The organism is Bdellovibrio sp. 22V, assembly GCF_030169785.1.
Taxonomy (GTDB): Bacteria; Bdellovibrionota; Bdellovibrionia; order Bdellovibrionales; family Bdellovibrionaceae; genus Bdellovibrio.
This window is the reverse complement of sequence record NZ_CP125854.1, coordinates 3,473,048-3,484,937: the sequence shown is the minus strand read 5'-3', so window position 1 is coordinate 3,484,937 and position 11,890 is coordinate 3,473,048. Positions and strand designations below refer to the sequence as shown.

Annotated in this window: 13 protein-coding genes; 6 read left to right on the top strand and 7 right to left on the bottom strand. The window is 45.9% G+C overall.

Annotation, left to right across the window (positions count from 1 at the left end; genetic code table 11):
- The 4 genes from QJS83_RS16835 to QJS83_RS16820 all read right to left on the bottom strand — a co-directional run bounded on the left by QJS83_RS16835 (position 1) and on the right by QJS83_RS16820 (position 3,308).
- Positions 1–300 (bottom strand): GNAT family N-acetyltransferase, encoded by a 300-nt coding sequence (locus QJS83_RS16835; RefSeq protein WP_284606614.1) that lies wholly within the window; start codon positions 298–300, stop codon positions 1–3.
- A gap of 83 nt (positions 301–383) precedes the next feature.
- Positions 384–1,124 (bottom strand): substrate-binding domain-containing protein, encoded by a 741-nt coding sequence (locus tag QJS83_RS16830; RefSeq protein ID WP_284606612.1) that lies wholly within the window; start codon positions 1,122–1,124, stop codon positions 384–386.
- 9 nt (positions 1,125–1,133) lie between these two features.
- Positions 1,134–2,021: a YeiH family protein gene (locus QJS83_RS16825; protein WP_284606610.1), complete on the bottom strand. Its 888-nt coding sequence runs from the start codon at positions 2,019–2,021 to the stop codon at positions 1,134–1,136.
- Positions 2,022–2,066: 45 nt separating this feature from the next.
- A complete protein-coding gene (locus QJS83_RS16820) occupies positions 2,067–3,308 on the bottom strand; it encodes an aminopeptidase P N-terminal domain-containing protein (RefSeq protein WP_284606608.1) in 1,242 nt (413 codons plus the stop codon).
- Between the two features lie 91 nt (positions 3,309–3,399).
- On the opposite strand from QJS83_RS16820, the gene QJS83_RS16815 reads away from it, so the two are divergent.
- Positions 3,400–4,125 (top strand): helix-turn-helix domain-containing protein, encoded by a 726-nt coding sequence (locus QJS83_RS16815; protein ID WP_284606606.1) that lies wholly within the window; start codon positions 3,400–3,402, stop codon positions 4,123–4,125.
- On the opposite strand, the gene QJS83_RS16810 is transcribed toward QJS83_RS16815, so the two are convergent.
- The gene (locus tag QJS83_RS16810) at positions 4,115–5,098 is read right to left on the bottom strand and encodes an NAD(P)H-quinone oxidoreductase (protein WP_284606604.1); all 984 of its coding nucleotides are present in this window, start codon (positions 5,096–5,098) and stop codon (positions 4,115–4,117) included. The genes QJS83_RS16815 and QJS83_RS16810 overlap by 11 nt on opposite strands.
- Positions 5,099–5,359: 261 nt before the next feature.
- On the opposite strand from QJS83_RS16810, the gene QJS83_RS16805 reads away from it, so the two are divergent.
- Entirely contained in the window at positions 5,360–5,623 is a 264-nt protein-coding gene (locus QJS83_RS16805; protein ID WP_284606602.1) for a hypothetical protein, read from the top strand.
- Here QJS83_RS16805 and rnk read toward each other — a convergent pair.
- Positions 5,620–6,027 carry a nucleoside diphosphate kinase regulator gene (rnk, locus tag QJS83_RS16800; protein WP_284606600.1) on the bottom strand — a complete coding sequence of 136 codons (408 nt, stop codon included), beginning with the start codon at positions 6,025–6,027 and terminating at the stop codon, positions 5,620–5,622. The genes QJS83_RS16805 and rnk overlap by 4 nt on opposite strands.
- A gap of 163 nt (positions 6,028–6,190) precedes the next feature.
- Entirely contained in the window at positions 6,191–7,081 is an 891-nt protein-coding gene (locus QJS83_RS16795; RefSeq protein WP_284606598.1) for a phosphate/phosphite/phosphonate ABC transporter substrate-binding protein, read from the bottom strand.
- A 126-nt stretch (positions 7,082–7,207) separates the two neighbouring features.
- Here QJS83_RS16795 and QJS83_RS16790 point away from each other — a divergent pair, with 126 nt between their 5' ends.
- From QJS83_RS16790 to QJS83_RS16775, 4 genes are read left to right on the top strand one after another with little or no spacing between them, the layout of a single operon-like run.
- Entirely contained in the window at positions 7,208–7,513 is a 306-nt protein-coding gene (locus QJS83_RS16790; protein WP_284606596.1) for an Hpt domain-containing protein, read from the top strand.
- Between the two features lie 5 nt (positions 7,514–7,518).
- A complete protein-coding gene (locus QJS83_RS16785) occupies positions 7,519–10,923 on the top strand; it encodes an ATP-binding protein (protein WP_284606595.1) in 3,405 nt (1,134 codons plus the stop codon).
- A 9-nt stretch (positions 10,924–10,932) separates the two neighbouring features.
- On the top strand, positions 10,933–11,430 hold the full coding sequence (locus QJS83_RS16780) for a response regulator (protein ID WP_284606594.1): 498 nt from the start codon (positions 10,933–10,935) through the stop codon (positions 11,428–11,430).
- 52 nt (positions 11,431–11,482) lie between these two features.
- Complete coding sequence (locus QJS83_RS16775; RefSeq protein WP_284606593.1) at positions 11,483–11,890, top strand: OsmC family protein; 408 nt, start codon at positions 11,483–11,485, stop codon at positions 11,888–11,890.

The window sequence follows — 11,890 nt, the reverse complement described above, 5'->3', positions numbered from 1 at the left end:
CTAGCGTTCTAGGCCTCTTATTTCATTTCTTTGTAGAATTTCTTTTTCTTCCGGATGTTTATCAAACCAGTGCTTCACGTAGGGACAGGTTGCGATAATCTGCACGTTTTCTGACTTTGCAACTTTAATAGCCTCACGCACAAGTTGATCCGCAATATTTTTCCCTCGCGATTCTGGAGGAACTTCCGTCGCAAAAAGATCGTAAGAGTTTTGCGGTCCACGATGATAAAGAATGTGAGCTTCGCCGCCATCCACAAGAGTTTTAAACCGTCTGTGCGTACTATCGTTTTGAATATCCACAGCAGCCTCCAATCCCCTCTAGTTTAAACCGCTCTCTGGCAGGCGCAATTTAATCCCGCGGAATTTGTAAGAAGCCAAGGTTTTTAAAACCAACCCTCTTTTTCGAACAGCTTTCGACAAACAGGAGATTTAATAAACTCGATAAACTGTTGAACCTTCGCCTGCTGTTTTGTGTTTTTTGATACGGCCGTTCCCATAGAGCGGTAAATTGTTAGTTCAGGTTCCGTCGCAACAATAACAGCATTCTGCGGATTGCGCGTTCCCCAGATGTTAAACACCAGCCATGCATCAATGCTCGGATCCGCCTTCCATTTCTTTTCTGCATCTCCTGTATTTTTCTCTGCATAAACGATTCGCGAACGGAATTGATTTAGGGCCTCGGCGCTTTTAAGACGGCCCACAATATCTTCCCACATGCCGACTTGACCCGCGCCATTAACAACCATGATACGCAAAGGCTGGTTCAGAAGATCTTTCACGCCTTGAATGTTCTTTGGATTCTTCGGTCTTACCAAGATCGCCGAAGGGCGAAGGTAGTGAGTTTGAATTGTTTTTACATCGAGGACTGAAAGTTTCTCTGCAAATCCATCCATCATGTTTTCCGAACCTGAATAGAAAAGATCTGCGGTACCTGCTTTTTCAATCCACTTTTCCAGAGGACCAGCGTGAATATTCACTTTTATTTTATGTTCTTTTTCAAACGCCGAACCACACGCGATCATCGCCGGAGCCGGGCCGCCTGGGCCGTAAACATCCAGAGCCGCGTGCGTGGCGAGGGCGCTAAAAAAAACAAATCCTGAAACAAGAAAATTAAAAATTTGCATACCGTACTCCTAGTATATCCAACCCGCGACAATCGCAGACAGCGTGCCTCCGGCCACGAGGAACCACAAGAGTGCTCCTTGTAACAAAGGTTTTACGCCCACGCTTCGCAAAGTTTCCTTACTCAACGAACTGCCAATCAAAAAGAGTGTTAAAATCATAAGGTATCTAGCGCCTTTTTCCACCATGTCTCCCCACACTCTTAAAGAAGGAAACCACGTGACGATAGCCGCTACGATAATGAATCCGAGGATGAACCAAGGCTTTTTCCCTTGAACTTTCTGGCTCTCACTTCCGTTGTTGCGGGAATACAAATAACCGATGACGAACGCGACCGGGACAATCCACAGAGCCCGAGCCAGTTTCACAGTCGTGCCGATACGCAGAGCCTCAGAACCATACTGCATGGTCGCTCCGACAACGGAACTGGTATCGTGAATCGCTAAGGCACTCCAAAGACCAAATTGAGATTCCGTAAGATGTAAGGCGTGACCGACGGCAGGAAACACAAACAGCGCCAAGGCGTTTAAAAGAAAAACAGTACCTAACGCCACTGAAACTTCGTGCGTCTTCGCACGCATCACCGGCGCGACGGCTGCAATGGCACTGCCACCACAAATCGCCGTGCCCACAGCCAGCAAAAGAGATGTGTCTTTCCCCGTTCGCAAAAACTTACCAAGAAGCATACCGACAATAAGGGCAAAGGCAATTCCGGTAAGAGTATACCCAAAACCGTGCAAACCCACTTTACCCACAACATGAAGATCCATTCCCGCACCCAAACCAACGACGGCAATACTTAATAGCGTCGAGGTCCACTTACGAGTTTGCTCCATCCAGGGATTGCCAAAAACTAAAGCAGCGATGATACCGGATAAAAGAGCCACACCAGAAAGCATAAACACCTCGGTCGTGATTATCTCTCGATGTGGCTGAAAATGCACTTAGATATCAGCTCGTAAAGCTTCTATCTCGTGAATTTCTTTTGCCACAGAAGTGAGGATTTCAACTCCGTTTGCTGTGACAAGAACGTCGTCTTCAATTCTCACACCAATGCCTTTGTCGTAAATCCCAGGTTCCACTGTGAACGTCATGCCTTCCTCAAGTCGCAATGCCTCGCCCGTATCACCGACGTAAGGCGCAGGATCGTGAACGTCTAGTCCAATCCAATGCGAAGTGGAATGAGGCATTAATCGTGAAACATCCTCATTAAGCGTCTCGCGACTATAACCAGCGATGGCCAATCCTTCGATAAGACTTTCTTTAGTGAGCTGATGCAAATCCTGCAAAGTTTGGCCAGGGCGAATTTCCCTTAATACATTTTTTTGCGCCGTTAAGACCGTCTCGTAGATTCTTCTTTGTTCGGCGGTAAAACGTTTTCCCGCTGGCAAAGCTCTTGTGATGTCAGCACAATAATTTTTCCATTCGCCTCCGGCATCAATCACGATAATGTCGTCGTTCTGGATGATGCGATCTGTAGCCCGAGCGTGCAACAAGGTACTGCGCTCCCCGGCGCCGACGATCGTTTCATAGGCCGTCCACTGCATTCCTTCGAGCAGAAATTGCGCCTCGATCCAGTTAGAAATCTCGCGCTCGGATTTACCAACAAAGCTTTGTCGCATCAGTCGTTCATGCACTCGCGAAGAACGTACGGCCGCCTCGCGCATAAAAGATATTTCATCAGCGTCTTTCTTAAGACGAAGATTTCCTACTAGAGACCTCGAATCACAAATCGCCAAAGGTATCGAGGTTTTTCTGGCGCGAGCTTTACCATAAGCCGCAAATCCCAAAAGAACATCGTCCACGATCTGCGAGCGACCTAATGCCGTCGCAATACGATCAAAATCATTAAGATGACTGCGCAGGATTTCCTCTAACTTTTCCACAGCCGCGATCTGCAATCCGTTTAAAAGTTCTTTTGAATTTGCAAGAGAATCGTTGTCGTCCCAAACAGAGTTTACATTGCCAAAAGCTTTCGTCAGTAAATAGGATTGGCCTCCTACAACGACGAGCAGAGCTTCGGCCAGGTCCAAACCTGTAAGATAAAAAAAGTCTGAAGAGACCTTAAAGCGATGCGAGATCGAAGGCGATCTTCTGTTTTCGCTTCCCGACGAAATCACAAAAAGTGTTCTTGAAAAGCGACTTGTAAGTTCTAATCTGCGTTTCTGGTGCTTATTTGTTTCCATGATTTAAGTCTACTTTTTAAGAACCAGGATATGTTATTATTTCAACAAGGTTCCCTATTAAGGTACTTTGGGAAATGCCAAGGAGACGAGCATGGAACATGCCCTTTATCTATCTGCGATTAAAAAAGCCCTCAAAGCTCGCAACGTCAGCTACGCCGAGCTCGCTGAAGACTTAAACATGACCGAGTCAGGAATCAAAAAGATGCTAAACGCAAAAGATATTTCTTTTCGTCGCATTTTGCAGATCTGCGAAGTTCTGCAAATTCTTCCGGGGCAGCTTTTTGCTTTTTCTGAAAAGGCGCAAATTTCCGAAGTGGAGTTTACAGAACGTCAGCAAGAGGCCTTGATAAAGAATAGAACTCTCTTAGCTGTGTACTGGCGTTTTGCCGTCGAGAAGCACTCATTAGTGGAAATCGAAAAATTGCAGCGGTTGTCAAAAGCCGACGTGAAAAAGATGATGGAAAAACTTGTTACTCTCGATCTCGTCGTCGCATATCGCGGATCTTATCGCGCCCGCCACAGCGGCAAATTCAAATGGTCCGACAAAACGAAGTTGGCAAAGATGCTCAATCGCGAGTGGTCCGAACTGACTCTGCAAAGAGCCCTGGCTGGAGACGACTCGACTCACCGGCTTGTCGGAATGAAACTTTCCAAGGAATCTCTGCAAAAATGCGTGGATAAAATTCAGGCCGCTCTGAATGAAGCCGTACAGGAATCGGAACGCGAGGAACTTACAACTGCAGCGGCGCAGTTACAAAATTGCACGCTGCTTTTTGCGGCGACACCTTATGGGGTTTTTGACGATTCTAAGATTTAACGATGAGTACAATCTTTCCAGTATGCGCGCTGGATTCCATAAGTTCGTGGGCTTCGCGTGCTTTTTCCAGCGGAAAAGTACGATAAATAACAGGACTAAGCTGTCCTTTATTCAACAGAGGCCAGATATTCTTTTCCAGTGCGTGGGCAATACGGCTTTTTTCCTCAACAGATCTCGCCCGCAAAGTTGATCCGGTCAGAGTCAGTCTTTTGAACATCATCTTACGCAAGTCCAACTCTACCTTGGTGCCTTTGATAGTAGCGATTTGTACAAGACGCCCTTGTGGAGCCAAAGCTTCAAGGTTGCGAGCAAAATAATCTCCGCCCACCATATCTAAAATCACATCGACGCCGCGATCATTTGTCGCTTCCTTGACGGCGGCGACAAAGTCTTCTTCGTTATATAAAATGACTCGCGCGGCGCCCAGTTTTTTACAGGCCTCCACCGCTTCTTTTTTTCCGACTGTCGTATAAACTTCAACTCCACGCACGTGCGCCATTTGAATGGCTGTCGTACCAATCCCGCCGGAACCGCCGTGCACCAATAATGTTTCACCCATCTGAAGACGACCGCTTTCAAAAAGATTCGTCCAGACGGTGAAAAACGTTTCGGGTAAAGAAGCCGCAGAAATAAAATCCAACCCATTGGGAATAGGCAAGCATTGTCCTTCAGGAGCTGTCACCATCTCGGCATATCCGCCCCCAGCAAGAAGGGCGCACACGTGATCGCCTTTTTTCCAGCGCTTAACGCCATCGCCACAGGCGGCAATTTTTCCCGCCACCTCAAGACCTAAAATGTCGGAAGCTCCTGGCGGAGGAGGATAAGTTCCCTGCCGTTGCGCGCAGTCTGGTCGATTGATTCCCGCAGCATGCACTTCGATCAACACTTCTCCCGCTTTTGGAGTGGGAACAGGTCTTTCTCGCAAGTGAAGAACTTCGGGACCGCCGGGTTTTTCTATTTCGATGGCTTTCATGCTGAGCCTCCTCCCCTAATCATTGAACCAGGTGGGTGCAGAGTCAAAATGCGATGAGGCAGAGCGCCCGCTCCTGCGGAACTGGTCCATAGGCCAGGAGAAAATCGTTAAGTACAAGGTGTCCTTTTTCGATAAGACCTTATGCGACTTTTAAGACCACTTTTCATCTTAGTTTTGCTCACGTGCACCGCTGGCGCTGACGAAAGCTCTGTGTACACCTGTCGATTTGAAAGTGATCCTCACGGATTCTCATCGTTGCGAATGAAAAAATATTTCAGCGCTGCAGAGAATATGGAGCTGGGAAAAGTTGATCTGATTCAGAATTTTATGGTCGTTGAAAGTACGCCGACAAAAGTTTATCAAATTCCGCTGATGGACAATCAAACTTACGTGCAACTATGGTACGCGCCACAGCTTCGTGTCGACGCGCAACTCAGTTACACACAAGGCGCAAAAGAGTTCAGCGCGACATACACGAAAGATGCAGAGAAGAAAAAACTTATCTGCATCGAACTTCGAAACTAAAGATCGAAGCGGCCTTCAGCTTCCGGCTGGAACACAACATCTTGCACTTTCAGTTTTTTAATACTGCCGTTAGGAAGTTTCCAGTCGATAGACTGTCCTGAGCTTAATCCAAGAAGGGCAATTCCTACAGGAGCCAGAATAGAAATACGTCCTTCCTCAAGTTTTGCATCTTGTGGATACACCAGTGTCATTTCACTTTCCTGGCCTGTGGACTCATCCAAAAATTTTACACGCGAATTCATTGTCACTACATTCGTGGGAATTTCTTTCTGCGAAATTACGTTGGCGCGACCGAGTTCTTCTTCCAATGCTTCAGCCCAACGACCCTCGACCTGGGAAACGAGTGCCGTGAGTCGGTGAAAATCCTGGTCGGTAACAAGAATACGAGGTTGTTCTGTGGTCATATCATCCTCCTTAAGAGAAGTGAGTTGTAAAATTATCTAGAAATTTGAAAGGGATCGAAAAAAGAAAAGACTAGGCCTTCAGCAGAAATTTTCTGCTGCAACAGAATCTTAGAATAAGATGCGAAGTTGCACGGCTCATACCGCTATTAGACAGCAAAACGGCTTATTTTTCAAGATGGACGTTTTGACCCATTTCGATAAGAATTTTACGCGCTTTATCGTAATCCTGGTCGCTGCAGTCTTTAAAACCCGTCAAATGATACAGATTCTTTAAGGCGACGGCTCCTTCGGGAGTTGTCGCGAAGCTTTTCAAAGCTGAAATCAGTTTCTGCTCCAGATCCTGCGGCAAGTCTTTGCGAAAAACGACCGGATCACTAGGAATAGACCCCGTCATTTTTAGAATCTTTACCTTCTCAAAAACGTCAGGAAACTGATTTTTTACTAAACGGCGTGCGTCTTGAGGAATGCCGTTCTCTTCGGGGGTGTGATAAGTAGCCCCTGCGTCGACTCGGCCCTGATACACCATGGTCACAACACTGTCATGCTTGCCTGCAAAGATAACCTCACCAAGTTTGATACCTTCATCCTTCAAAAGTTTTGCAGGGAGAATGTACCCTGAGGTTGACGCTGGATCGACATAAGCAAATTTTTTACCGGCAAGATCCTTGAGACTTTTGATCTTCTCATCGCGAGTAATAATTTGACCCCAATACTCAGAGCGCCCATGATTCACACCAATAAGTTTCGCACGCACTCCGTACTTTTCGTGAGCGAGCATATAGCCGAAGGTATTGATGATAGCAACGTCGACACGCTTTGAGCCCAACGCCTCAACGACGGCGATAAAACTCACAGGCACTTGCATCTTTGTGTGTACGCCTGTCTGCTGCAAAATCCATTTTTCCAGAAGCTTTCCATTCTCGATAAGAACCGCAGAATCTTGCCCAGGCACCAGTGCAAAACGAACAGGATTTTCCTTGCTGCCCAACTCTTTCGAATCAGTACAACTTAGCAATGATAGTGAGGCAAAAAGGATGAGTATTTTCTTCACCACAAGACCTTCTCCTGGAATTTATCTCTATGAATTTACTCTCGTTATTAAATGTATGCAATAAACACTGAACTCAGATAAATTGGTTTGAAAAGCCCTCAGGTTTTCAAGCATAAGGAGGACATGGAAATGTCAAAAGTGAAGGTAGAAATCGATGCCGATCTACAAGATCTGATTCCTCAATTTGTCGAGAACAGAAAGAAGGACATCGAGTCTTTGGATCAACTTGTGGAGCAAAACGACCTCCCTGCGGTCGCAGCTCTTGCACATAAGATCAAAGGGGCGGCGGCGGGATATGGATTCGCTGAGCTTAGCGAACTTGCTGCGCAAATGGAAAAATCTGCAAAGAACAATGAAAGTGGACCACTGAAAGACCTTGTCAAAAAAATGAGAATTCATTTTCTCAATGTTGAGATTCATTACGTCTCCATGTAGGAGTTATGACCCATCGGAAAAGGTTTTTTCTTTTTACCGCGGTCCTCGTTTTAAGCTCTGTCATTATTGCAGGTTCGATCGGTTATAGAATTACCGCTTCCACTCTCAAACAAAGTGCCAGCGATACACTCATTCAAGTGCGCAAAGCTAAAGCGCACGAACTCACCAGAGATTTTCAATACCTCAACGACACCCTCGTCGTTACTTCAGAACTTCCAAGCCTCACGGCCTTTCTTGGCAAATACCCCGCAGAGTACGCGGAAATTCGAGAGTGGTTGCGCACTCACGGAAATGAAAGCGCCTGGCGCTCGTTAATATCGCAAACTTACAATGAAACAAGTCCTGGTGAAATCTCTCGTACCATAGCGCAGATGTCGCCTCTGTCCATATTCCTGCAAGCTCAGTTTTTACAAAGCGCCCACTTGCAGAATAAAAGTCCTCAAGATATCACGCAGCTTAGTAAAGTTCCCGGAAACTTACGCTACTTTAAAAGCCACACTGAAATTCACCGTCTTTTACGTCCTTCGCTCGAAAGACTGAAGTTGAATGATATTCTTCTTGTCGATCCGCAGGGGAACGTCGCTTATTCCACAAAAAAGGGATTGGATTTTGGCTCTAATCTTGTCTCGGGGGCTTTCGCTAATTCTCGGCTTGCGCAAGCGTTTCGCTGGTCCACAACAGCCTCCAGTGGATCGGTGCAGTTTTTCGACTTTGCTCCATTGACGCATTTTTGGAGTATTCCCGTGGCCTACCTGGCGACTCCCCTTTTTGCCCGAAACCGTTATGTTGGAACATTGCTTTTCGAAATTCCCCTTGAAAGAGTGGAGAACATTTTAAGCAATGGAAAAAATTGGGCCGGTCTTGGTTTAAAAAACACCGGTGAAGTGGTCGCCTTTGGGACTCAAGGAATCATGCGAAACAACGCGCGTCTTTATTTGGAAGACCCAGAAAAGTTCACAGAAGTTTTTCGCCGTCATTCCCCACAGCAGGGAAGTCTGCCATTGATTTTAAAAAATCGCGGCACGGCTTTAAACCTGACACTGTTACCACGAGATCTTAAAAAATATTTGTCGGCACCCTCTTTAGAAGAAACTGACAATGATTATCTGGGAGTAAAAACTCTTAAATCGGTCGGCAGATTCACGCTTATCGGAAATACCGAGTGGATTCTTATCGCCAAGATGAACACTCAAGAGGTCTATGGTCCTCTTTTTACGTCGATTCCTTATGTCCTTTTCGGAGCAGTTCTTTTGACGACGCTCGCATTAGGCGCCGCATTCTATCTTTATCGCCGCTTTCGGGCGCAGACGACGGCATTGTCTCTGGGCATGCAAAGACTTCGCGAATTTGATTTCTCGACAAGGCTTCCCGTCGAAGACACCAAAGACGAACTTAATGAACTCTATGAAAAGTACAACGATATCGCCGTCGAATACCTTAAGTTGAAAGTCTCCAAAGATTTCTTAGAGAACGCGATTCACTCTTTGCACGAAGCATTTTTTATCGTTGAAGCGCATGTCAATTCTGAAGGAAAAACTCACCTGCAAATTCGCGGCCTTAATCCGGCTGCTGCAGAAATGGTGGGAATCGCCAGCTCAGCATTAAAAAGCACAGATTTACAAATGTGGATCGAGGCCGACTTCGCAAAGGTCCTTCGCGCCCCCGTGCGTATGGATGAAAAGCAAACCGCAATTTCCATCGAAGGCGTTCTTAAAAAAGTTTCTGGGGAAAGAATTCCTCTTGAACTTTCGTGGGCGCAAATCCCGACTCCTATCGACCATCAACCCATATTAGTCTTTGTGGGCCGCGATATTCGCTGGAAGAAAGAAATTGAAAAGGAACTCAAACTGAATGAAGAGATTCTTAAAGAATCTCAATCTATTTCCAGAACGGGCTCTTTCCGCTGGGACCTCCGAAACGGAAAAGTGCATTGGTCCGAAGAAGAGTTCCATATTTTCGGATTGGATCCTGAAAAAACAGTTCCTAACTTTGAACTTTTCCGCTCGATGATTTTGCCTGAAGACTTACCGATTTTTGATCAAGCTCTGCAAGATGCTCACAAAAATATCAAACCTTTCAATATCGACTTGCGCATGCGAAAGAGAGAGCCCAACGAAGTCATTTGGGTGCGCTGCCAGGCTCGAACGGAATACGACGATTATGGCAATCCGTTATTCATGTATGGCACAAACCAAGACATCACAGAACTACGACGAACGGAGCAGTCATTAATTGCAGCGAAGAATGAAGCTTTGAAGTCTTCACAAGCTAAGTCCGAATTTTTAGCGCGCATGAGCCATGAAATTCGCACCCCCATGAATGCGATCATGGGTATGGCGGATTTATTAAAAGAAACAAAACTCGATAAAGATCAGGAATATTACGTGAATATCTTCTGTAAAGCGGGTGAAGTTTTGATGGCTCTTATCAACGATATTCTTGATCTTTCCAAAATCGAGGCCGGGGAAGTTTCGATCGAAAATATTCCTTTCGATCTCAAGTCTTTGATGGATGACGTCACAGATATCATGAAGCCAAGATCCTTGGAAAAAGGATTGGAGTTTTCAATTGAAATAAGCCCGGGTATTTCTCCTTATCTTATGGGGGACCCAAATAAGTTACGGCAGGTTCTGATAAATCTCATTGGAAACTCGATTAAGTTCACGAACGGTGGGTTTGTTCGCGTCTTGATCGGCAAAAATCCGTCGAAAAAAGACACTCTTATGATCAGCGTCACGGATTCCGGAGCGGGAATTCCCACTTCGAAGCAGCATTTGATTTTCCAAAAGTTTTCGCAAGCCGATAGCTCCATCACTCGTCGCTACGGCGGCACAGGGCTCGGCCTCGCCATTTCCAAAAGCTTAGTGGAACTTATGGGCGGACAAATCTGGTTCAAAAGCCGCGAAGGCATTGGCACGACTTTCTTCTTTACCATTCCTTATAGAGAGCAAATCTACAACCCTGTTACGCACAAGCCATTGGCTCTGCAGGGGTCGGAGTTGGATTTCGCAAAACCGAAACAACGCGACCCTCATAAAAAGATCCGCATCCTGATCGCCGACGATACGGAAGACAACCGCACGCTTTTTACGCATTATCTCAAAAACGGACCTTACGAAATTATTGAAGCTCAGAATGGACTTGAAGCTATTGATAAGATAAAGTCAGACAAGTTTGATATCGTCTTTATGGACGTGCAAATGCCGGAAATGGATGGGTATGCCGCGACGGATGCGATCCGCAAGTGGGAACATGATGCTCACAAAGATCACATTCCAATCATTGCTTTAACGGCCCATGCTCTTTCGGAAGATCGGCAGAAGTCTTTGAAAGCGGGTTGTGACGACCATATCGCCAAACCGTTTAAAAAAGAAACTTTGATGAGTGTTATTAATCGTTATTCTTTATAGGAGTGAAGAATGCCTTCAGAAGAAAAAAGCCGTCTGTTAATCGTAGAAGACGACTCTGATATTCGTGAGCTTCTCAAACATTTCTTAAAAGAATTTGTCGATGAAATCGTGGAAGCCGAAAACGGTGCGGCAGCTCTGCAATACGTAAAAGCCCAAGAGTTCGATACCATTCTGTCTGATATCGAAATGCCACAAATGAACGGTCTTAAGTTTTTAGCTTACGTTCGCTCTTTGGGACAGATGACTCCTTTTGTTGTGTTAACGGCGCATGGCGATCACTCTCGCGCGCTAGAAGCTCTTTCTCTGGGCGCTTTTGATTTCATTACCAAGGACTCCAAACGAAAACTGGTGATCGAAAGCGTTTGTGCCGCACTTAAGTTTGGTCGAGAAATGAAGGCTTCTAAAAACGATCCCGTTCGTTCGACTCACCTAAGAAAAATCTACGCTGATATGTCTAAATCGTCGGAAATGCGCCTCCGTAAAATCATCGAGGAAATGTCCTCCTAGGATTGACGGTTCTGAATTTTGAGTCCATGTTGGAGCTTTGAGGAGTTCTAACATGGTAAAAATGACGGCCTTATATCAAGGCGAAAAACACTGCGAAATCACGCACGGTCCATCAAACGCCCACATCAGTACGGATGCTCCAAAAGATAATAACGGTAAAGGCGAAGCGTTCTCTCCGACGGATCTTGTCGGTGCAGCGACTGGAAGCTGTATGCTGACGGTTATGGCGATTGCTGCCGATAAAGATGGCATTGAGCTAAAAGGTTCTCGTGTGAACGTGGAAAAAGAAATGGGCGTGAATCCACGTCGTATTGTGAAACTCACAGTGGCACTTCATCTGCCGCAAAGCGTGCCGCATGACTACCGCAAAAAACTTGAGACTATCGCTTTAAACTGTCCCGTAAAACTCAGCCTGCATCCTGATTTACAGATGCCCGTTGTATTTCACTACGATATCTAA

Bases quoted from the DNA above. Each gene is read 5' to 3' on its own strand.
- QJS83_RS16810 (WP_284606604.1), bottom strand. From the start codon at position 5,098: ATGAAAGCCATCGAAATAGAAAAACCCGGCGGTCCCGAAGTTCTTCAC.
- QJS83_RS16785 (WP_284606595.1), top strand. From the start codon at position 7,519: ATGACCCATCGGAAAAGGTTTTTTCTTTTTACCGCGGTCCTCGTTTTA.
- QJS83_RS16790 (WP_284606596.1), top strand. From the start codon at position 7,208: ATGTCAAAAGTGAAGGTAGAAATCGATGCCGATCTACAAGATCTGATT.
- QJS83_RS16805 (WP_284606602.1), top strand. From the start codon at position 5,360: ATGAAAAAATATTTCAGCGCTGCAGAGAATATGGAGCTGGGAAAAGTT.
- QJS83_RS16825 (WP_284606610.1), bottom strand. From the start codon at position 2,021: ATGCTTTCTGGTGTGGCTCTTTTATCCGGTATCATCGCTGCTTTAGTT.
- QJS83_RS16830 (WP_284606612.1), bottom strand. From the start codon at position 1,124: ATGCAAATTTTTAATTTTCTTGTTTCAGGATTTGTTTTTTTTAGCGCC.
- QJS83_RS16780 (WP_284606594.1), top strand. From the start codon at position 10,933: ATGCCTTCAGAAGAAAAAAGCCGTCTGTTAATCGTAGAAGACGACTCT.
- rnk (WP_284606600.1), bottom strand. From the start codon at position 6,027: ATGACCACAGAACAACCTCGTATTCTTGTTACCGACCAGGATTTTCAC.
- QJS83_RS16775 (WP_284606593.1), top strand. From the start codon at position 11,483: ATGGTAAAAATGACGGCCTTATATCAAGGCGAAAAACACTGCGAAATC.
- QJS83_RS16820 (WP_284606608.1), bottom strand. From the start codon at position 3,308: ATGGAAACAAATAAGCACCAGAAACGCAGATTAGAACTTACAAGTCGC.
- QJS83_RS16815 (WP_284606606.1), top strand. From the start codon at position 3,400: ATGGAACATGCCCTTTATCTATCTGCGATTAAAAAAGCCCTCAAAGCT.